The organism is Ferrovibrio sp. (assembly GCF_002796975.1).
In the GTDB taxonomy this organism is placed as follows: Bacteria; Pseudomonadota; Alphaproteobacteria; order Ferrovibrionales; family Ferrovibrionaceae; genus Ferrovibrio.
In genome coordinates this window covers 164,122-183,341 of the sequence record NZ_PEKV01000002.1, presented here as the reverse complement: position 1 = coordinate 183,341, position 19,220 = coordinate 164,122, and the positions used below count along the sequence as shown (strand labels likewise).

Genomic DNA, 19,220 nt, shown 5'->3' with positions numbered 1-19,220 from the left:
GTTACTTGAGATCGTCGCGACGCGGTAGCAGGTACCAGGCCAGTCCGAGCAGCAGCAGGGCCATCGCCAGCCCAAGCGTCCACTGATAGGCGACCAACGGATAACCGCCGTTGGCGTCGCGGGGCCAGAGGGCGATTAGCCAGCCCATGCCAGCCTGGGCGAAGAAGGTGAAGCCAAACACCACACCGTTCAGCAGTGTGTTGATGCGCCCGGCCTGGTCCGGTGTGAACTGGCTGCTCAGGATCGGATAGGCCAGCACGGTGGTGTTGCACAGGATGCCGAACGCGATCCAGAGCAGCGGATTGGTCGGCACCCAGCCACTGGCCATCGCCGCCAGCACGACGGCATAGAACACCACGCCCCAGGCCATGATACGGCCGAGCGGGATGCCCCGGCGCTGCATCCGGTCGGCAGCGATGCCGGTCAGCGTGAAGCCGGCAGTCAGTGCCGCGGCCATGACGAACAGCACCTGTGCGGCGCCGGCCCGGTCAAGGCCGCCGACATCGCGCAGATAGGGACCGGCCCAGAGTCCCTGGATCGACATGCCGCTGGCCATGCCCATCATCGACACCGGCGCGATGCGCCAGAAACGCGCATCGGCCAGGAAACGGCCGCAGTCGCGCAACTGCTGGCGCAGTGTGGATGTCGCGACGGGGGCCGCGTGGCGTTCCGGCACGATGAAGAAAATCAGCGCCGAGGCGAAGGCGGTCAGGCCTGCCAGCCCCCAGAACAGGACCGTCCAGTGATAATGCTCCAGCGCCAGTTCGACCGGCAGCGTTGCGGCGAGTGCACCAAGGCCGCCGGCGGTCATGAACACGCCGTTGGCCAGCGCCCAGCGCTCCTTGGGTAACCAGAGCGCGATGGCTTTCATGGCGGACATCAGCCCGCCGGCAACACCGAAACCGACCAGCGCACGACCGATCACCAGATGCGAAAGGTTGGTGCCGATGGCAAAGACGACGGCACCCAGCGCGGCCAGCAGCAGCAGGCAGGCCTGTACCCGGCGCGGACCGAAGCGATCGAGCAGGATGCCGAGCGGCAGCTGGAACAGCGAGAAGGTCAGGAAGTAAGCGGCGGTCAGCGTACCGAGATCGGCAGCCCCGATGCCGAGGTCGCGCTGCAGGTTGGGCGCGATCACGGCATTCACGCTGCGGAACAGGTAAGACATGAAGTAGCCGCAGGCAAACGGCAGAAGCACGCGGAAGGCGACGAAGGCGGTGCTGACGGGAGCAGTCGAAGCGGGCATTGCCCTGGTCCTCTTTGGCTACGCCCTCCTGCCGGCGCAGGCGGCCGGACAGGGAGAAGCAACCAAGGGGCGGGATGCCATGTCGTCTGCAGCCAGGGCAGGCGACAAATCAGGGCTTCGGGCAAGACTCAAAATAGCAAATGCAAAAGCGCCTGTCAGCGTGGGCGGGGCAAGGATTTTCATCGTTCTGTGATGCTGTACAAGGCGACCGGAGCGGACTTGCCGGGCAGTGGAAAGCTGCCGAGATACCGAGACGTCATGCCCTCCGGCAGCGCTGCCGCCGCAAGGGCTTCGGCGGAGGCAACGATGTTGCCGGGCAGGGTCTTGGCAACCGTCTCGATCTTTGCCGTGGTGTTGACCGTGTCCCCGAGCAGCACGATCTCGCGCTTCACCTCGCCCATTTCGCCTGCAATCACCGGGCCGGCATGCAGCACGGCGCGGAAGTCGGGCGAGACGCCGAAATCGCGGCGATAGCGTTCGGCCTGGCAGGCAAAACGCCGATGCGCCTCACGCACCGCCGCATAAGCGCCAGCCGGGTTGCGGCCACCGCTATCCAGGGCCCAGGTGACGATCATCTCATCGCCGACATATTTGTGCACCACGCCACCCCAGGCGAGTACGGCTTCTGTCAGGTCGACGAAGAAGCGGTTGAGCAGGCTGTGGAAAGCCATGTCGCCAATCTTTTCGGCAATGGCCGTGGAGCCGCACATGTCGAAAAACACCATCAGCCGGCGTTCCTGGCGCGGCCGGTGGTAGCGCCCGCGCAGCATGTTGCCGAGTACGCCGGGGCCGAGCAGCATCGACATTTCCATGACGAAGTTGATCAGCAGCGCAAAGCCGACCGAGAAGAAGAAAGTGATCGCAGTGATGCGGTTCCAGCCGGAGCCGGGATCGCCGGGCGTACCAAGCAGGGCACTGCCAAGCCAGTCGCCGTTGAGGATGGCGCCGATATAGACCACCTCCTTGATCGCCAGCAGCTGCCAGAAGGGCCGGCGCCGCAGGCCATTGGCACCTTCGACGACATAAAGTTCGAAGGCGGCAATCGCACCGCTGACCAGCAGGCCGGTGAAACAGCCGCGCAGCGTGCCGTGGAACAGGACATGCGGGCCGAGCGTGCCTTCCATCAGCACGCCGACGGCAGTGCCATAGGCGCCGCCAAGGACGATGCCAAGCAGCATGAACATGTAGAGCAGGTTCAGGCGTCGGCGGCGGGTGTGGGTCAGATCCATGGCTCAGCGCTCAAGAATATTGCGGGATCATAAAAAAGCTGCAGACGAACAGGAAAGCCGGCGTGGCTGCTATCTTGTGCCGAGGCGCACAACCAGCCGAAAAAGAAAAAGGCCGCGGCAACCTGGATTGCCGCGGCCTTTCCCGAAATATCTGTCGCGCTCAGGCGTCGGGCGAAATGACTGAGCAGGTCATCTTCTCGCGTTTGAACTGCTCGCAGGCCTGGCGGGCCGAGGTCTGGGTCAGGCCGGTGAGGCGGGCGCGGTATAGCGTCATCTTGCCGGCATCGATGGCATCGACCAGCGGTTCTGCCTCCGGCAGTTTGCCGCGCGCGCGGTCCAGAACCTTTTCAGCGGAGGCCGCCTGCTTGAAGGCGCCAAGCTGCACGGCCCACTCGCCGGTCGGTGTGGCAGTGTCACGCGGCGCTGCCGCCTGGGTCGCCTTCTTGATCTGCCTGGCGCGGGCAGCGGTCGGAGCAGGAACGGCGGCCTCGGCATTCGAGATCAGGCCGATGCCCTGGTCACGCTTCGGCGCATCGACCATCAGCAACGGGGCGTTGCGATCTTCGCCGTTCTCCAGCTTCTCGAAACCGATGTCGAGCAACTGGATCATGCGGTTGTCGCGGGCCTGCACGCTGGTGCCACCATAGACCACCGCCACGATGCGGCGGCCGTCGCGCTTGGCCGAGGCAACAAGGTTGAAACCGGATGCTGCGATGAAGCCGGTCTTGATGCCGTCGGCGCCTTCGTAGCGCGCCAGCATATGGTTGTGGTTGCGGATCGCAGCACCCTGCCACTCGAATTCGGCGGTCGAGAAGTAGCTGTAATAATTCTTGTGGTTCTTGATCAGGGCGATGCCCAGCGTGGCCATGTCGCGGGCCGTGCTCTTCTGCTTGGTGTTGGGCAGGCCGGAGGCGTTCTGGAACACGGTGTTATGCATGCCGAGCTGGTGAGCGCGGCGGGTCATCATCGTCGCGAACTGCTTCTCGCTGCCGCCGATGGCCTCGCCCAGCACGGCGGCGGCATTGTTGGCCGACTTGGTGATCGCGGCCAGGATGGCGTCGCGGACGGTGATAGTCTGGCCGGCACGCAGGGCAATGCCATAAGGCTGGGCGGCGGCATGCTTCGACACGGTCAGCCGCTGGTCCATTTTCAGGCGGCCGTCTTTCAGGGCGTCGAAGGCCATGTACAGGGTCATCATCTTGGTCAGCGAGGCCGGGTAGCGCGGGGCATCCGCCTCCTGGGCATGCAGGACCCGGCCGTTATCGGCATCGACCACGATGGCGGAATAGGGGCCGGCCAGGGCAGGGGCGGCGGTAAAGGCGAAAGCCAGGACGGTGAAACAGATTGTTACAATAGCCGGCAGAATCCGCCCCTTGGCCAAATCAGTTCGCATCATTATCTGCCTTACCTCGGTATCCCTTAGGGCAACTGGTGCCCTGACTGCGGGTAACGACCGGGTGCCCCCCTGGCCGCGAATCGGGAGAAGGATATTAACCAGACCTACCCCTTGTCCAGCGTATTGTTTACTAACAGATTGAATCAACATGGATTCACCCGGATCGGTGGCCGGAAAACGCAGGAAAGCGCAGACTATGATCAAGAGCTTTAACAAAGTGTTGGCGGCAGCCGTTATCGCGGCGGCAGGTCTGGCGGCCTGCGCGTCCCAGGGACCGACCGACAATCCCCTGCAGCGCGCCCTGACCTGGGACCGCTATGTCGGGGGCGACGATCTCGCACGGGCCTGCGCACCCGGCCAGCCGGCCAGATACCGGCTGGTCTACAATGCCCGGCAGGATGACCAGCAGCGTAGTTACGACATCACGGCGCAGCCCGACGGCGGCGCCATGATGGAGGCCCGCGTGCTGGGGCGGGGGCTGCTGAATAACATCCTGATCAGCGACCCTCTGAGGCCCTGGAACGGGGAACAGGCGCTCTACCGCCTCAATCCGGCAGAATTCACCCAGTTGAAACAGGCCATCGCTGCCACCGGCTTTGAGGCGCCGGCATCGAAGGGCCTGGCCCTGCGCGGCGATACCTTCTACTGGGCTGCCAGCGCCTGCCGGGAGGGTAAATTCCACTTCAACGCCTGGGCCTGGCCCTCGCCGGACTTCGACCGCATGGCCGTGCCGCTGCTGCGGGCCGTGGCGCCGTTCGACAAGACTGTCGAGAAGCCGATCGAGCCATACGAAGTGCCGCTGCCGCCCTATGGCACCATGATAAGTCAGGGGACCGAGCGCGGTGTGAAATCGGTGCCCCATCGCTACATGGTCGGCGAGAACGGCCTGACCTACAGCCAGGGCATCCTGTTCAACTAACGGGCGATTTCTGTAGATTTCCGCCGATTCTAGTGCGCTGCGCAAGATTTTTGTGCAGCGCACAATTTTTCCATTGACGAGTGGTCAGGGAGTGCCTAAATTCAGGGCTGTTGCAGTGCAGCATCATTCATTCTGCCGTCCCCGCTCAAGGCGGGTCAGGCCCGTGACAAACCCCGACACAGCAAGGACAGCACCCCATGGCCACCAAGAAGAAGATCGAAGGCACCGAAACCGAAGCTCTCGCCAATCCGTTTGAGGCAGTGATGTTCGCCTCGAAGGAGCAGGTCGAGAAGACGATCACTGCCAGCACCGAAGCGCTGGAGAAGGCGTTCTCGATGAGCAAGGAGCGTTTCGACGCCGTCACCAAGAGCGTTGATGACGCCGCCAAGCTCGGCAAGGATCAGGTCGAAGCCTATGTGACCGCCGGCAACGTCGCCACCAAGGGCTTCGAGACCATCAATGCCGAAGTCATGGCCTTCACCAAGACGCAGGTGGAAGACCAGATTTCCGCTGCCAAGGCGATGATGGGCGCCAAGACCCTGCAGGAACTGATCGAGCTGCAGAACGGCTACGCCAAGAGCGCCTTCGAGGCCTACACCGCTCACACCACGAAGCTGAGCGAAGTGGCCACCAAGGTCGCGCAGGACGCTTTCGCGCCGATCAACGCCCAGGTTCAGGCCACCGTCGAAAAGATGGTGAAGCCGCTCGCTGCCTAATATGACGGCGGCTGTCGCCGCCAGAGTTTCTTCCCCAGTAGAGTATGTTAGGAGCCCGGTCACAAAACCGGGCTCTTTTTTTGTCCCGAGGCTACTGGTATTTTTAACCGGCGTGGCCATATCATCATTCCGTGCACCAATTGTTTTCATGGTGCCGCAAGTTTGCTGGGTCTGAGGCATGAGCGAACGGGATGGACGTGACGGGCGCGGGCGCACCGAGGTCGGCGTGGTCACCAAGACCCGGCCAAAGACGCAGAAGCCGCCCATGTACAAGGTTATGTTGCTGAACGACGACTACACTCCCATGGAGTTCGTCGTGCATGTGCTTGAGCGCTTTTTCAACAAGGCGCGGGAAGATGCCACCCGCATCATGCTGCACGTGCATCAGAAGGGTGTCGGCATCTGCGGCGTCTTTACCTACGAAGTTGCCGAGACCAAGGTTACCCAGGTGATCGATTTCGCGCGCCAGCACCAGCATCCGCTGCAGTGCACGATGGAACGCGACTGAGGGAGGTTCAGGACGGATGGCATCTTTCTCCCGCACGCTTGAACAGACCCTGCATCGCGCGCTGTCGCTCGCCGGCGCCAAGAAGCATGAATTCGCCACGCTGGAACACCTGCTGTTCGCCCTGACCGAAGATCAGGATGCGATTGCGGTTCTGCGTGCCTGCAATGTCGATGTTGAGAAGCTGCGCCAGCGCGTCGGCACCTTCATCGACGAAGAACTGCGCGGTCTGGTGGTCAGCATTCCGCAGGATGCCAAGCCGACGCTGAGTTTCCAGCGCGCCGTACAGCGCGCGCTGTTCCATGTGCAGTCGTCCGGCCGCGAGGAAGTGACCGGCGCCAACGTGCTGGTTGCGATTTTCTCCGAACGTGAAAGCCATGCCGTGCATTTCCTGCAGGAGCAGGACATGACGCGCCTGGACGCCGTCAGCTATATCAGCCATGGCGTGGCCAAGGCGCCGGGGCGCGGTGACCGCCGTCCGGTGCGCGGCGCCGACAGCGATGTCGAGCAGCGTGCAGAACGCGCCGACCGTGGCGACCGCGAGCGCGGCGGCAGCGACCGGAACGCCGGCAAGGACAAGGAGGCGCTCAGCGCCTATTGCGTCAACCTCAACGAGAAGGCCAAGGCTGGTAAGATCGACGCCCTCATCGGCCGCGAGGCCGAGATCGAACGCACGATCCAGATCCTGTGCCGCCGCACCAAGAACAACCCGCTCTATGTCGGCGATCCCGGCGTCGGCAAGACAGCCATTGCCGAAGGCCTGGCGCGTCGCATCGTGCGCGGCGAGGTACCGGAGATTCTGAAAGACTCCACCATCTATGCGCTCGATATGGGCAGCCTGCTGGCGGGTACGCGCTATCGCGGCGATTTCGAGGAACGTCTGAAGCAGGTGATGCAGGAGCTGGAAGGTCAGCCTGGCTCGATCCTGTTCATCGATGAGATGCACACGGTGATCGGCGCGGGTGCCACTTCGGGCGGCGCAATGGATGCGTCCAACCTGCTGAAACCTGCCCTCGCTTCGGGCGCGCTGCGCTGCATCGGTTCGACGACCTACAAGGAATTCCGCTCCTACATCGAGAAGGACCGCGCATTGCTGCGCCGGTTCCAGAAGATCGACGTCAACGAGCCGACCCCGGCCGATGCCATCAAGATCCTGAAGGGCATCAAGGGTTACTACGAGCAGCATCATGGCGTGCGTTACACCGAGGATGCGATCAAGGCCGCTGTCGAACTGGCTGCGAAATACATCAACGACCGCAAACTGCCCGACAAGGCGATCGACGTAATCGACGAGGTGGGCGCCGCCGAGCTGATGAAGCCGGAAAGCAAGCGCCGCAAGACTATCGGCGTGAAGGAAGTCGAGGCCATCGTCGCCAAGATCGCCCGCATCCCGCCCAAGTCGGTATCGCGTGAAGACAAGGAATCTCTGCGCAACCTGGAAGCCGAACTGCAGCGCGTGGTCTACGGCCAGGACAAGGCCATCGAGGCGCTGTCCAGTGCGATCAAGCTGGCCCGCGCCGGCCTGCGTGAACCCGAGAAGCCGATCGGCAACTATCTGTTCTCCGGCCCCACCGGTGTCGGCAAGACCGAGGTGGCGCGCCAGCTTGCCGCCATCATGGGTGTCGAACTGATCCGCTTCGACATGTCGGAATATATGGAGCGCCACAGCGTCAGTCGCCTGATCGGCGCACCGCCGGGCTATGTCGGCTTCGATCAGGGTGGCCTGCTGACCGACGCCGTTGACCAGCATCCGCACTGCGTGCTGCTGCTCGACGAAATCGAGAAGGCGCATGGCGACCTGTTCAATATCCTTCTGCAGGTGATGGATCACGGCAAGCTGACCGACAACAACGGCAAGCATGTCGACTTCCGCAATGTCGTGCTGATCATGACGACAAATGCCGGCGCCTCTGAAATGTCGAAGCAGGCCATCGGATTTGGCCGCGACATGAAGGAAGGCGAGGACGAGGAAGCCATCAAGAAGATGTTCACGCCGGAATTCCGCAATCGACTGGATGCGGTGATTCCCTTCGCCGCGCTGTCGCTTGAGGTGATCAACAAGGTGGTCGATAAATTCGTCGCCCAGCTGGAAGGTCAGCTTGCAGACCGCAATGTTACCGTTGCCCTGACCGATGAAGCGCGCGCCTGGCTGGCCGAGCGCGGCTACGACAAGCTCTATGGCGCCCGGCCGCTCGGCCGCGTGATCCAGGAGCACATCAAGAAGCCGCTGGCCGACGAACTGCTGTTCGGGCAATTGGCGAAGGGCGGCCATGTCCTCGTGAAGGTCGTGGACGACAAGCTGGCCTTCGAATACACCGCCGACAAAGCTGCCAAGGGTGGCAGCGGGGGGGCAGATGGTGCACCGGACGGTAAGATTCCAGAATACGCGCATTGATAGCCGGCGCCGGCAGAGCGTCGCTTCTTTTCTGCCCGCGATACGCGGCAGTTTGAATCTGGCGGGCTATTCGAGCTTCTTCGCCTTGCGTTGCCAGTAGTCGCGTTTGGCCGTGTCAGGTGGGATGCCGGGGCGGCCATCGGCATAGAAACGCACGATATCCTGTACCGCTGCGGCATAGCCGGCTTTGGCCGCGCGTTCTAGCCAGCGCAGTTCTTCTTTCGGATCGATGCTGACGCCGTCGCCGCTATTGTAGAGCGTTGACAGAATATAGGATTCTGCTGGATCGCCGAGTTCGGCCGCCTTGCGACCGGCGCGCAGGGCCAGCGGCTTGTCCTTCATGTAGCGGTAGCAGTCGGCCAGCAGGGTCCAGGCTTTCAGGTTGCGCGGCTCGTCGGCCACAGCCAGTTCGAGTTCGGCCGCCGCTTTGGGGTATTCGTTAATCAGTGCGGCAAAACCGGCATAGCGGTAGCGATACGCTGGTGCACCCCTGGAGACGGTGATCGCCTCACGCAACGCCTGCAGCCCTTCGGCGTAAAAGCCGCTGGCGAAATAGGCATGGCCGAGCAGGGCATGCAATTCCGCATCATTAGGGTTGACCGCGATGGCCTTCTCGCAGGCAGTGGTAAGGCCGCGCTGAGCCTCATCGCGACAGGCCGCGGCATAATCCGTGGCGGCGACGGAAGTGCCGGTCAGCAGGACTGACAGCAGGATCAGCGGCAGAAAAAACCGGGCCGCTGTCACTACCGGATGCACGGCTACAGCCTGGCCCGGATATCGGCCGCCTGTTTGGCGATGATTTCATGATCGCCGGGCGTCAGGCTCCAGTTCAGCTTGGCATTGTCGCCCAGCCGGCGTGGCAGGATGTGCAGATGATAGTGCTGTACGGATTGCGCAGCGCCGGGTCCGTTCGCCTGCACGATATTGACGCCGTCATTCGGGACGGCGTCGACGACAGCGGCGGCAATTTTCTTCGCGGTTCGGGCGACAGCTGCCACGGCGTCTTCGTTCGCCTCGTGGAGATTGGTGTAATGCCCCTTGCTCAGCACCAGCGTATGGCCGTGGTTGAACGGATTGATGTCCATGATGGCGAAACTGAGATCGTCTTCGTAGACCTTGAAGCTCAGTGCTTCGCCCTTGACGATTTTGCAGAAGATGCAGCCGTCGTCGTGCGGTAATCCCGTCATGTCAGTACCTCCCAAACAAGCCCGATGTTACCCCGGGTCCCCAATATACTCTTGAGCAGTCGAGACAGACTATTCGCTTTCCTCTGTCGGCGTCACCTGACGAAAGGGTGAATGTTGGTCGAGCGCGGCGATCATGCCGGTCATATGGGCGCGCTCTTCCTTCAAAAACCGCGCGACAGCCTCGTGGAAGGCTGGCTCGGCGAGCCAATGGACCGAATAGATCGGCACGGGAAGGTAGCCGCGGGCCAGCTTGTGCTCGCCCTGGGCGCCAGCCTCGACCCGGCTCAGTCCATGACGGATGGCATAGTCGATCGCCTGATAGTAGCAGCATTCGAAATGCAGGCAGGGATGATATTCGATACAGCCCCAGTTGCGGCCATATAACGTGTCGCTGCCGCGCATGTTCCAGGCGCCGGCAATCCAGCGGCCTTCGCGCTGTGCCATCATCAAAACCACGCGATCTGCCATCGTCTCCTGCAGGCGGCGGAAGAAGTCGCGATTGAGATACGGCTGGCCCCATTTGCGACTACCGGTATCCATGTAGAAGTCGAAGAACGCGTCCCAATGTTCCTGCGTGAGCGTATCGCCCTGAAACGTGCGGATATCGATGCCGCGTTCGACGGCTTCGCGGCGCTCCTTGCGGATCGCCTTGCGCTTGCGGGCAGCCAGTTGCGTCAGAAAGGCTTCGAAATCCGTATAGCCGTCATTCTGCCAGTGGAACTGCTCGCCGATGCGCAGCAGCATGTCGTGGCTCTGCGCCCATTCGGCTTCGGTTTCCCCCAGGAAGTTGATGTGCACAGACGACAGTCCGTATTGCCGCGCAATCTCGCGCGCGCCGTGCAGCAGCGCGCCGGCTACCGTATCGAAGTCGGCATCGGGCACAACCAGGAAACGCCGCCCGGTGACGGGAGAGAAGGGCACCGCTGACAGCAGCTTGGGGTAATATTGGCCGCCGGCACGCGCATAGGCGTCGGCCCAGCCATGGTCGAAGATATATTCGCCCTGGCTGTGTCCTTTGAGATAGAGCGGCAGCACGCCGATCACAGCGCCGGCGCCGTCCTCCGCGACCAGATGGGTTGGCTGCCAGCCGGTGCGCGGCGTAACACAGCGCGATTGTTCCAGCGCGTCGAGGAAGGCATGGGCGACAAAAGGGTTCTCGGTGCCGGCGCAGCGATCCCAGTCGGCGACCGGCAGGTCGGCAACCTGCGTCAGCGCCCGGACAGTGATTTTGCTTGCTGCGGCGTCCCGGCGTGCGGTCATACAGCCGTGGTCGACAGATCCTCGAAGATCACATTGTCGGCGTGCGCCGCAGCGCGGGCACGCTCGCCGGGCGTACGAACGGTCCAGCTCAGCAGCGGCAGGCCGCGTCGCCGCGCCGCTGCAGTGATCTCGGAAGGCAGATCGCGCACATCGTAGGCGAGGAAGTCGGGGTTGCCGTAGCCGGTCATCAGGGCGCGCTTGAGCTGCAGTCTGGTGAACCAGTTCAGGCCTTTGGTCATATTGGCAAGATCGGTCGCGATCTGGCCGCGAATGATCTGCGGTGCATTTTTCTCGAACCATTTGACAGTACGCGGATTGAACGACTGGATCACGAAGGGGCCGGGATAATGCTGCAGCATGCGCGCCACGCTGCTTTCCAGTGGTCCGACCGGTTCGCCCTTGTCTTTCTTGATCTCCACCACCAGCGGCACGGCGCCCTGCACCAGATCGAGCAGGTCGCGGAAGCTTGGGATGGTTTCCTCGGTGCCGAGCAGCTTGAGCGGCTTGAGATCGGCCAGCGGCATCTGGCAGACGATGCCGTCGCGACCGCAGAGCCGGGTCAGGACATCATCGTGGAACACCACCACCTGCTTGTCGCCGGTGATGCGCACGTCGGTTTCGATGGCAAAGCCAGCCTCGATCGCCTTGCGGAAGGCGAGCAGGGAGTTCTCCGGCACGCCCTTGGCGATGTCATGCAGGCCGCGATGCGCCACCGGCGTCTTGGTCAGCCATTTCGGAATGTCGAGACGCGGCATGCAAAACTCTCAGTGCAGCAGGAAAACGGCATCGGCCTCAAAGGCGATGTTCAGCGGGAGTGACGGCGCCGTGGTCAGCGCCCTGACGGGCAATTTATCGGCGCCGAACAGGTCGGCAAAGAGGTCGGTGACGCCGTTGGCAACGATATGCGCGTCATTGAAATCCGGTCCGGCATTCACCAGCGCGAATACTTTCACACAGCGAGCAATGCGATCAAGATCGCCGTCGCAGGCAGTGCTCATATGGGCCAGCAGGTTGAGGCCGGTCAGTTGAGCCGCAGCATAGCCCTGCTCGACACTGAGATCGCTGCCAACTTTCCCGGCGTGCCGAACTTCCTTGCCCCAGGTCGGGCCGACGCCGGCGACATGCACGAGTTTGCCGACGGTGACGAACCCGACATAGGTTGCCACCGGCACCGGGGCGGGCGGCAGAACCAGCCCTTTCGCCTGCAATCTGCTGGCGACGTTGCTGCTCATCGGATCAGGCAATTTCGAAGACGGCGTCGACTTCGACCGACACGCCGCGCGGCAGCGACACGGCACCGACCGCGAAACGCGCATGCTTGCCGGCATCGCCGAACACTTCGACCATCAGGTCGGAGGCACCGTTGACCACCTGCGGATGGTCGATGAAGTCAGGTGTGCAATTCACGAAACCGCCGAGCTTCACGCAGCGCTTGATGCGATCCAGGCTGCCGCCGAGCGCGTTCCGGGCTTGCGAGATGATGTTCAGGCCGCAGAGGCGGGCTGCCTGCTTACCGGTTTCGACGTCGATACCGGCGCCGAGCTTGCCGAGATGGCGAAGCTCGCCGTTGAAAATGGTGATCTGGCCGGCGACGAACAGCAGGTTGCCGGCAATGACGGTGGGAACGTAGTTGGCGGCCGGTGCGGCCGGGTTTGGCAGTTCGATCTTGAGGGCGGCAAGGCGGGCGTCGTGGCTCATGTGCATTATCCTGGCGCGATCCGGGGGTGAACAGGAGGGTAAATCCTGTCTACCTGTCTAGCCCGGATGGCGCGCCGCTGGCAACGCGTCGGCCGCGAAGACCGCGAGACGGTCAGTCGTCGCGGCGGGCCTGTTTCCGGACATACATGGCGCGATCGCAATCGCGCAGCAGTGTCGGCAGGTCGGCACTGCCGTCATAGCTGGACAAGCCGTAGCTGATGCCGACCGGGATCAGGGCATCGGCGAAGCGCAGCGGCTGTTTTTCCACACGGTTGGCCAGTTCGGAGAGGCGGGTCTCGGCCTGCTCGCGCGTGGCGCCGGGCATAGCCAGCACGAACTCGTCGCCATGCAGGCGGGCGAGGCAGTCGGTGGCCCGGGCGGCAGGACGCAGCCGCAAGGCGATCTGGCACAGCACCGCATCGCCGGCGGCGTGGCCGTGGCGGTCGTTGATGGCCTTGAAACGGTCGAGATCAAGGAAGGCGAGCGTGCCGCCATGGCTGTCGCGGCCGGCGCGGGCCAGATCGGTTGCCATAAAGGCTTCGAAGGCGCGACGGTTGGGCAGGCCGGTCAGCGCGTCGGTGGTGGACAGGGCTTCCAGCTCTGCAATGCGCTGGGCCTGGTCGATCAGGCGCTGCTCGCTTTCGGCTGCCGCGGTCAGGATCTGTTCGACAAGGTTGCGCTTAATCGGATCGGGATCTCTGCGCAGCGCCAGGCGCAGGCGCAGCACCAGACTGGCAAAGCCTGTGGAATGGGGCGCGAGATGGTGCTGACCAGCCAGGGCGGTCAGGGGCCATTCAGTCAGCGGGGTGTCGTTTGCGGGCATCATGGTACGGGTTCCTCAGACCCTTACAAAGCAAGGCATATGCCAGAGGGAAAAGCCCGGAAAACAGGGATTATTTGTTTTGATGCCAAGGCAGTTTTTGCCGCCTTCCCAACGGCTTACCGTTAACAGGATGGCTGGAATACGGCACCGGCAGCTACAGCGGGTAGGGCGCGGGCAGGCCTTGCAGGACTGCGTCGATATTGTCGAGCGCCATGAAACCCATCCGATCCCGGGTCTCCACTGTGGCGCTGCCCAGATGCGGCAGCAGATAGGCGGTTGGCAGGTCGAGGTAGGCGGGATTCAGCTGCGGTTCGCCGGCAAAGACATCCAGCCCGGCGGCGCGCAACCGGCCGGCCTTCAGGGCGGCGATCAGGGCTTCGTCGTCCACCATGTCGCCGCGGGCGGTATTCACCACGATGGCTCCGTCCGGCAGGCGGGCGATGGCCTCGGCATTCAGAATATGGCGGGTCTCCGGTGAGGAGGGGGCATTGATCGACAGGATGTCGCTGACCGCCAGCAGATCGTCGAGACGGTCATGGAAGACCGCGCCCTGTTCCTCGGGCGCCGCCAGGCGGTGACGGTTGTGGTAGTGGATCTGTAAGCCAAAGGCGCGGGCACGCTCGGCCACAGCCCGGCCGATCCGGCCCATGCCGAAAATTCCCAGCCGTTTGCCGCTGAAATCGACGCCCAGCAGCATGGTGGAGGTCCAGCCGTGCCATTCGCCCCGCCGGACCATCTGTTGTGCTTCGTAGCCGCGCCGGGCCGCACCCAGCATCAGCAGCATGGCGATATTGGCGGTCGCCTCGGTCATGGCGCCGGGCGTATTCGCCGCCACGATGCCTCGCGCCCGGCAGGCCGCGACGTCGATATGCTCGTAGCCGACCGAGAAAGTCGAAATCACCTTGAGTCGTGCCGGCAGGCGCCCGACCAGCGCGGCTGTGATCTTCTCCGAGGTGCAGATCAGCATCGCATCGACATCGGCGGCGCGGGCGATCAGTTCGTCGGCGGTGTAGATCCGGTCGTCGGGATTGAGGCGGGCGTTATAGTCGCGCGTCGCCCGGGCTTCGACGGCGGCGGGCAGCTTTCGGGTCACGAAAACAGTGGGTCTGCTCATGCAACCTCCAATCCAGATCTCTGCCGGTCCGATTCCATCTCATCAGAGCGGGCCGGTTTCATTCCATGCGGGGCGGCGCTATTCTTAACCTCATATGTCGTTACCAGCTACAGACAGGCATGGCCGCAGAATGATGGCCCGGACCGGAACAGATGCCCGCCTCGGCGCTCTTTTGCGCCGGACGCTTACGTTGGTTGTGTTGCTGCTCGGTCTGATCGTCGTACCCGCAGAACCGACCCACGCTGTCGATACCGACCTGCAGGCGGTGGCGCGCAATCTGGCCAGTCATCGGGCGCTTTACACGCTGTCGGTCGCGCGGCTCGATCCGCGCAATTATCGCCATGGCATTGCCGGCGGGCTCAGCCTGGAATTCGTGCATGCCTGTGATGGCTATGTGCTGAACCAGCGCTTCGTCATCGAAACCACGACTGACGACGGCACCGTCCTGAACAACATGGTGCTGAACTCCTGGGAAGCGCTGGATGGTAAGAGCTTCAGCTTCAAGATGCGCGACGAAGTGAATGGCGATGTCGAACAGGAACTGAAGGGCGACGGCAAACTCGGCAGCAGGGGCGGCAGCGTACATTTCACCCAGCCCGAGGATATCGATCTCGACCTGCCGCCGATGGCCATGTTCCCGACCGAACATACCCTACGGCTGCTGGCATTGGCGCGTAGCGGCGGCAACTGGCTGCAGGCCAGCGTCTACGACGGCGCTTCGCCCGATGCCTATAGTGAAGTCGGCGGCTTCGTCGGTGCCGAATTGCCGCCTGAAACCGGTGACAATCCGATCCTGTCTGAGCTGAAGGGGCAGCGGTCCTGGCGGATCCGGCTGGCCTATTTCACATCGGACAAGGGCCAGGACACGCCCGACTACGAGATCGCCTATCGGCTTTATGAAAACGGCATTGCCGACGACATCGTATTCGATTACGGCGATTACGCGATCCGCGCCACGCTGAAGCTGCTCGAACTCAAACCGCGCGAAGCCTGCTGATCCGGTTATTCGGCCGGCCAGAGCCAGGCCGCACCGCGCACGCCGGAACTGTCGCCATGGCGGTTCTTCACCAGCGGCGTGACGACCGTATCCGAGAAGACAAAGGCGCCCCAGAGTTTCGGCACATTGCGGTAGAGCCTGCCCTGGTTCGACATACCGCCGCCCAGCACGACGACATCGGGATCGATGACATTGAGAATCGCCGCCAGGCCGCGAGCGAGGCGGTGTTCGTAACGCTGCAAAGCGGCTTCGGCCTGCATGTCGCCGGCTTCAGCTGCCGCAACTATATCAGCGCCCTTGAGATCGCGGCTGGTCTGTTCGCGGAAATCACGCTCCAGCCCGGTGCCAGCCATATATGTTTCCTGGCAGCCGAATTTGCCACAGTAACATTTCGGGCCGGGCAGTTCGTCGGCCTGTGGCCAGGGCAGCGGATTGTGGCCCCATTCACCGGCAATCGAATTGGGGCCGCTCACGATGCGGCCATCCACCACGATGCCNNCCGTCGCTCGCCTCGGAGAGCGCAAAACAGTTTGCATCATTGGCCAGCCGCACGGATCTTCCGGTGGCCTCGGCAAGGTCGCGATCCAACGGGTGGCCGATCAGCCAGACGGAATTGGCATTCTTGATCAGGCCGGTCGCAGGCGAGATCGTGCCCGGAATGCCGACGCCGATGGGGCCTATTGTCCCGGCTTCGCTTTCCACCGCCTGCGTCAGATCACGCAAGGCGGTCAGTGTTGCACGGTAGTCGCCCCGCGGTGCCGGCACGCGCCGGCGCACCCGGATCGTGCCATCGCCCTCAAGTGCGATAGCCTCGATCTTGGTGCCGCCGAGGTCTATGCCGATCCGGATTCCCGTCATCTTGCTGCCTGCGTGAGCAGGGCCTGGATATGCGTCAGCATGTCGGGCCAGGTATCGGCGCGGTGATGGCAGTCCGGTGCCGGCCCGAGCAGGGCTGCCAGCCGTGTATCGGCGATGTAATGCAGGCGGTGCACCGCAGGCGCGATTTCCGCTACGGATTTGTGATTATGCGGAATGTCGTCGATGAAAACGGCAGACGCCATGGTCTGCTTCAGCATGAACGCGACGGCCGGACCTTTGGGGCCGGTATTGGCAATCAGGGGGAAGGCCATGCCGTGTCGCGCAAGAGCACGGATGCGAGCGCCGCGCGCCGGCATCGGCACATTGCTCAGGACAACCACCTGCGCCGTCCGGCTCAATTCAGCCAGGGCCTGTGCGGCGCCGTCTACCGGCTCCAGATCCTCGGTAGCGTCGGCGAAGAAGCGTTGTAGCAGGGGGTGCAGGATTTCCGCAGCGACAGGGGCATCGTCCCGCCGCTGACGGATGTTTCCGTGCAGTGCGTAGGAGGCCCAGTCGAAATAGAGGTCGCGGCTTTCCAGGAAGCGTTCCAGGCCGCGCATGAAGTAGAACAGGACCTCGTCGGCATCCACGATAATCAGCGGCTTCCCGCGCGTCAGGGCGAGGGTGGCGAGTTGCTCGGCTACCGGGACGGGAAGCTCAGTCGGATCAGGGAATTTTGTGCTCATCAGCTGCTGGAATGTCATGGTAAACGGCTTGGCCCGGCCGGTGGGGGGTGCTACAAAATACTGGATACGCAGGGAAAACGGCGCGTGCGACAGCAGATACTATCCGGGGACCGGGGCTGATGAGCAAGACTGTACTGATCGTCGAGGACAACGAGCTCAATATGAAGTTGTTCCACGACCTGCTGGATGCCCATGGCTACCAGACCCTGCAGACCAAGGACGGCATGGAAGCGCTGGCCATGGTGCGCAAGCACCGGCCCGACCTGATCCTGATGGATATCCAGCTTCCCGAGGTGTCCGGCCTGGAAGTGATCAAGTGGATCAAGGAAGACGACAATCTACGCAGTATCCCGGTGGTCGCCGTGACCGCCTTCGCCATGAAGGGCGACGAGGAGAAGATGCGCGAAGGCGGTTGCGACGCCTATATCGCCAAGCCCATCTCGGTCGGCAAATTCATCGAGACTGTGAAGCAGTTCCTCGAGCCGAAGGCCTGAGATTTAGCGCCCGAGTGATCCGATGACCGCACGCATTCTGGTCGTCGATGACATCCGCACCAACGTCAAGGTGCTGGAAGCTAAGCTGACCAGCGAATACTACGAGGTGATTGCGGCGAGCAATGGCCCGGAAGCGCTCGACGCCGCCGTGAACCAGAAGCCCGATCTGATCCTGCTCGATGTGATGATGCCGGGCATGGACGGATTTGAAGTCTGTCGCCGGCTTAAGGCCAATCCAGATACCGCGCATGTCCCCGTCATCATGGTGACCGCGCTGGGCGATCCCGAAGATCGCGTGCAGGGCCTAAGTGCCGGCGCCGACGATTTCCTCACCAAGCCGGTCGACGACACATCGATGTTTGCGCGCGTCCGGTCACTGCTGCGCGTCAAGCTGATGCTGGACGAGCTGCGTATGCGCGAGCGTACCTCGGCATCGCTGGGCGTGATTTCGCCGCCGGTGCCGAGCCTGAATGAGGATTATGCCGCGGCGCAGATTCTGCTGGTGGAGGACAATCCACGTGATCAGCTGCGCCTGCAGCGCATGATCGAAGGGCAGTTCCGCACCGAGATGACGGCAGACGGCATGGATGCGCTGAGCCGTGCCCGCCAGGTCGAATATGATTCTGTTGTGGTCAGCCTCAGCCTGCAGAATCCCGATGGGTTACGGCTCTGCTCGCAGTTCCGCACCACCGAGGAAACCCGCAACGTACCGATCCTGCTGCTGGTGGGGCCGGACGATCAAAAGCAGTTGGTAAAAGGGCTGGAGATCGGCGTCACCGACTATGTGGTGCGGCCGATCGACCGCAACGAATTCATCGCTCGCCTGCGCGCCCAGGTGCGCCGCAAGCGCTACCAGGACCGCCTGCGCCTGCATTACCAGCAGAGCATGGAAATGGCGGTCACCGACGCGCTGACTGGCCTGTACAACCGCCGCTACATGGCCTCGCACCTTGCCACCCTGCTGGCGCAGAGTGCGAGCCAGCATGGGACATCGGTGGCGATCCTCGACCTGGATCACTTCAAGCAGGTGAACGACACGCATGGTCATCCGGCCGGCGACGACGTGCTGCGCGAAGTAGGCAACCGGATCGTGCGCAACATCCGCGGCATTGACATGGCCTGCCGTTACGGCGGCGAGGAATTCGTCGTGCTGATGCCTGATACCGATCTGGAATCGTCCGAGGTGGTCGCCAACCGTTTGCTGAATGCGATCGGCGGCAAGTCGATCCAGACGCGCAGTGCAGGGGAGTTGACCGTGACCTGCTCGATCGGCTGTACGTCTTCGCTGGAGGGCGATACGGCCGACAGCCTGCTAAAGCGCGCCGACGATGCGCTCTACGAGGCCAAGAATGGCGGCCGCAATCGTATTATCTATCGCCAGTCCTGACGGCGATTTCACCGGCCCAAAATGAAAAGCCCCGCCGATGGCGGGGCTTTTTGTCTTTCGCAGCCAGGTTGAAACAGCCGGCGCGGGAACCTTACTTGATCTTGGTTTCCTTGAATTCGACATGCTTGCGGGCGACCGGGTCGTACTTCTTCAGCGACATCTTCTCGGTCTTCGTACGCGGGTTCTTCTTGGTCACGTAGAAGTAGCCGGTGTCGGCGGTGCTCAGCAGCTTGATCTTGAGGGTAGTCGGCTTGGCCATGACTCGGTTCCAAAAATGCGGTGCGGCTAGGATTGGCGGCGCAGCATAGGG

20 protein-coding genes and 1 pseudogene are annotated in these 19,220 nt (G+C 62.8%); 7 read left to right on the top strand and 14 right to left on the bottom strand.

Features of this window, described 5'->3' with window-relative positions; translation table 11 throughout:
- Window position 1 precedes the first annotated feature (1 nt).
- The 3 genes from CTR53_RS01560 to CTR53_RS01550 form a co-directional block, all read right to left on the bottom strand.
- On the bottom strand, window positions 2-1,246 hold the full coding sequence (locus tag CTR53_RS01560) for a nitrate/nitrite transporter (protein WP_290808796.1): 1,245 nt from the start codon (window positions 1,244-1,246) through the stop codon (window positions 2-4).
- Between the two features lie 179 nt (window positions 1,247-1,425).
- Entirely contained in the window at window positions 1,426-2,475 is a 1,050-nt protein-coding gene (locus CTR53_RS01555; RefSeq protein WP_290808794.1) for an adenylate/guanylate cyclase domain-containing protein, read from the bottom strand.
- A gap of 160 nt (window positions 2,476-2,635) precedes the next feature.
- A complete protein-coding gene (locus tag CTR53_RS01550; RefSeq protein ID WP_290808792.1) occupies window positions 2,636-3,871 on the bottom strand; it encodes a D-alanyl-D-alanine carboxypeptidase in 1,236 nt (411 codons plus the stop codon).
- Window positions 3,872-4,067: 196 nt separating this feature from the next.
- On the opposite strand from CTR53_RS01550, the gene CTR53_RS01545 reads away from it, so the two are divergent.
- The 4 genes from CTR53_RS01545 to clpA all read left to right on the top strand — a co-directional run bounded on the left by CTR53_RS01545 (window position 4,068) and on the right by clpA (window position 8,406).
- Entirely contained in the window at window positions 4,068-4,790 is a 723-nt protein-coding gene (locus tag CTR53_RS01545; RefSeq protein WP_290808790.1) for a hypothetical protein, read from the top strand.
- A 197-nt stretch (window positions 4,791-4,987) separates the two neighbouring features.
- Window positions 4,988-5,506 (top strand): phasin family protein, encoded by a 519-nt coding sequence (locus tag CTR53_RS01540; RefSeq protein ID WP_290808788.1) that lies wholly within the window; start codon window positions 4,988-4,990, stop codon window positions 5,504-5,506.
- 178 nt (window positions 5,507-5,684) lie between these two features.
- The gene (gene clpS, locus CTR53_RS01535) at window positions 5,685-6,014 is read left to right on the top strand and encodes an ATP-dependent Clp protease adapter ClpS (RefSeq protein ID WP_144069601.1); all 330 of its coding nucleotides are present in this window, start codon (window positions 5,685-5,687) and stop codon (window positions 6,012-6,014) included.
- 16 nt (window positions 6,015-6,030) lie between these two features.
- Window positions 6,031-8,406 carry an ATP-dependent Clp protease ATP-binding subunit ClpA gene (clpA, locus tag CTR53_RS01530; protein WP_290808785.1) on the top strand — a complete coding sequence of 792 codons (2,376 nt, stop codon included), beginning with the start codon at window positions 6,031-6,033 and terminating at the stop codon, window positions 8,404-8,406.
- 66 nt (window positions 8,407-8,472) lie between these two features.
- Here the strand turns inward: clpA and CTR53_RS01525 are convergent, their stop codons facing one another.
- The 8 genes from CTR53_RS01525 to CTR53_RS01490 all read right to left on the bottom strand — a co-directional run bounded on the left by CTR53_RS01525 (window position 8,473) and on the right by CTR53_RS01490 (window position 14,488).
- Complete coding sequence (locus CTR53_RS01525; protein ID WP_290808783.1) at window positions 8,473-9,150, bottom strand: hypothetical protein; 678 nt, start codon at window positions 9,148-9,150, stop codon at window positions 8,473-8,475.
- A 14-nt stretch (window positions 9,151-9,164) separates the two neighbouring features.
- Window positions 9,165-9,593, bottom strand: a complete 429-nt coding sequence (locus tag CTR53_RS01520; RefSeq protein WP_290808781.1) for an HIT family protein — start codon at window positions 9,591-9,593, stop codon at window positions 9,165-9,167.
- Window positions 9,594-9,662: 69 nt separating this feature from the next.
- Window positions 9,663-10,853, bottom strand: a complete 1,191-nt coding sequence (locus tag CTR53_RS01515) for a GNAT family N-acetyltransferase (protein WP_290808779.1) — start codon at window positions 10,851-10,853, stop codon at window positions 9,663-9,665.
- Window positions 10,850-11,608, bottom strand: coding sequence for a glycerophosphodiester phosphodiesterase (locus tag CTR53_RS01510; protein ID WP_290808777.1), 759 nt, complete (start codon window positions 11,606-11,608; stop codon window positions 10,850-10,852). The genes CTR53_RS01515 and CTR53_RS01510 overlap by 4 nt, the downstream gene beginning before the upstream one ends.
- Before the next feature lie 9 nt (window positions 11,609-11,617).
- Window positions 11,618-12,085 carry a RidA family protein gene (locus CTR53_RS01505; RefSeq protein WP_290808775.1) on the bottom strand — a complete coding sequence of 156 codons (468 nt, stop codon included), beginning with the start codon at window positions 12,083-12,085 and terminating at the stop codon, window positions 11,618-11,620.
- Between the two features lie 4 nt (window positions 12,086-12,089).
- Window positions 12,090-12,551, bottom strand: coding sequence for a RidA family protein (locus tag CTR53_RS01500; protein WP_290808773.1), 462 nt, complete (start codon window positions 12,549-12,551; stop codon window positions 12,090-12,092).
- 112 nt (window positions 12,552-12,663) lie between these two features.
- Entirely contained in the window at window positions 12,664-13,377 is a 714-nt protein-coding gene (locus tag CTR53_RS01495) for a GGDEF domain-containing protein (protein WP_290808771.1), read from the bottom strand.
- A gap of 151 nt (window positions 13,378-13,528) precedes the next feature.
- Window positions 13,529-14,488: a D-glycerate dehydrogenase gene (locus tag CTR53_RS01490; protein ID WP_290808769.1), complete on the bottom strand. Its 960-nt coding sequence runs from the start codon at window positions 14,486-14,488 to the stop codon at window positions 13,529-13,531.
- 196 nt (window positions 14,489-14,684) lie between these two features.
- Between CTR53_RS01490 and CTR53_RS01485 the strand changes: the two genes are divergently transcribed.
- Window positions 14,685-15,485 (top strand): DUF1849 family protein, encoded by an 801-nt coding sequence (locus tag CTR53_RS01485; protein ID WP_290808818.1) that lies wholly within the window; start codon window positions 14,685-14,687, stop codon window positions 15,483-15,485.
- A gap of 5 nt (window positions 15,486-15,490) precedes the next feature.
- On the opposite strand, the pseudogene CTR53_RS01480 reads toward CTR53_RS01485, so the two are convergent.
- Window positions 15,491-16,343: pseudogene (locus tag CTR53_RS01480) on the bottom strand (ROK family protein).
- Entirely contained in the window at window positions 16,340-17,047 is a 708-nt protein-coding gene (locus CTR53_RS01475) for a hypothetical protein (RefSeq protein ID WP_290808767.1), read from the bottom strand. Before CTR53_RS01475 ends, CTR53_RS01480 begins: the two are co-directional and overlap by 4 nt.
- Window positions 17,048-17,148: 101 nt before the next feature.
- Here CTR53_RS01475 and CTR53_RS01470 point away from each other — a divergent pair, with 101 nt between their 5' ends.
- Both CTR53_RS01470 and CTR53_RS01465 read left to right on the top strand, forming a co-directional pair.
- A complete protein-coding gene (locus CTR53_RS01470) occupies window positions 17,149-17,523 on the top strand; it encodes a response regulator (RefSeq protein WP_290808765.1) in 375 nt (124 codons plus the stop codon).
- Between the two features lie 22 nt (window positions 17,524-17,545).
- Entirely contained in the window at window positions 17,546-18,910 is a 1,365-nt protein-coding gene (locus tag CTR53_RS01465; protein ID WP_290808762.1) for a PleD family two-component system response regulator, read from the top strand.
- Window positions 18,911-19,001: 91 nt separating this feature from the next.
- Here CTR53_RS01465 and rpmG read toward each other — a convergent pair whose 3' ends face one another.
- A complete protein-coding gene (gene rpmG, locus CTR53_RS01460; protein WP_144069618.1) occupies window positions 19,002-19,169 on the bottom strand; it encodes a 50S ribosomal protein L33 in 168 nt (55 codons plus the stop codon).
- Window positions 19,170-19,220: the final 51 nt, after the last annotated feature.

What these genes read in the sequence shown, in the direction of transcription:
- CTR53_RS01515 (WP_290808779.1), bottom strand. Translation starts at nt 10,853, where the DNA reads ATGACCGCACGCCGGGACGCCGCAGCAAGCAAAATCACTGTCCGGGCG.
- rpmG (WP_144069618.1), bottom strand. Translation starts at nt 19,169, where the DNA reads ATGGCCAAGCCGACTACCCTCAAGATCAAGCTGCTGAGCACCGCCGAC.
- CTR53_RS01520 (WP_290808781.1), bottom strand. Translation starts at nt 9,593, where the DNA reads ATGACGGGATTACCGCACGACGACGGCTGCATCTTCTGCAAAATCGTC.
- CTR53_RS01560 (WP_290808796.1), bottom strand. Translation starts at nt 1,246, where the DNA reads ATGCCCGCTTCGACTGCTCCCGTCAGCACCGCCTTCGTCGCCTTCCGC.
- CTR53_RS01505 (WP_290808775.1), bottom strand. Translation starts at nt 12,085, where the DNA reads ATGAGCAGCAACGTCGCCAGCAGATTGCAGGCGAAAGGGCTGGTTCTG.
- CTR53_RS01490 (WP_290808769.1), bottom strand. Translation starts at nt 14,488, where the DNA reads ATGAGCAGACCCACTGTTTTCGTGACCCGAAAGCTGCCCGCCGCCGTC.
- CTR53_RS01475 (WP_290808767.1), bottom strand. Translation starts at nt 17,047, where the DNA reads ATGACATTCCAGCAGCTGATGAGCACAAAATTCCCTGATCCGACTGAG.
- clpA (WP_290808785.1), top strand. Translation starts at nt 6,031, where the DNA reads ATGGCATCTTTCTCCCGCACGCTTGAACAGACCCTGCATCGCGCGCTG.
- clpS (WP_144069601.1), top strand. Translation starts at nt 5,685, where the DNA reads ATGAGCGAACGGGATGGACGTGACGGGCGCGGGCGCACCGAGGTCGGC.
- CTR53_RS01470 (WP_290808765.1), top strand. Translation starts at nt 17,149, where the DNA reads ATGAGCAAGACTGTACTGATCGTCGAGGACAACGAGCTCAATATGAAG.
- CTR53_RS01555 (WP_290808794.1), bottom strand. Translation starts at nt 2,475, where the DNA reads ATGGATCTGACCCACACCCGCCGCCGACGCCTGAACCTGCTCTACATG.
- CTR53_RS01550 (WP_290808792.1), bottom strand. Translation starts at nt 3,871, where the DNA reads ATGATGCGAACTGATTTGGCCAAGGGGCGGATTCTGCCGGCTATTGTA.
- CTR53_RS01545 (WP_290808790.1), top strand. Translation starts at nt 4,068, where the DNA reads ATGATCAAGAGCTTTAACAAAGTGTTGGCGGCAGCCGTTATCGCGGCG.
- CTR53_RS01465 (WP_290808762.1), top strand. Translation starts at nt 17,546, where the DNA reads ATGACCGCACGCATTCTGGTCGTCGATGACATCCGCACCAACGTCAAG.
- CTR53_RS01495 (WP_290808771.1), bottom strand. Translation starts at nt 13,377, where the DNA reads ATGATGCCCGCAAACGACACCCCGCTGACTGAATGGCCCCTGACCGCC.
- CTR53_RS01540 (WP_290808788.1), top strand. Translation starts at nt 4,988, where the DNA reads ATGGCCACCAAGAAGAAGATCGAAGGCACCGAAACCGAAGCTCTCGCC.
- CTR53_RS01500 (WP_290808773.1), bottom strand. Translation starts at nt 12,551, where the DNA reads ATGAGCCACGACGCCCGCCTTGCCGCCCTCAAGATCGAACTGCCAAAC.
- CTR53_RS01510 (WP_290808777.1), bottom strand. Translation starts at nt 11,608, where the DNA reads ATGCCGCGTCTCGACATTCCGAAATGGCTGACCAAGACGCCGGTGGCG.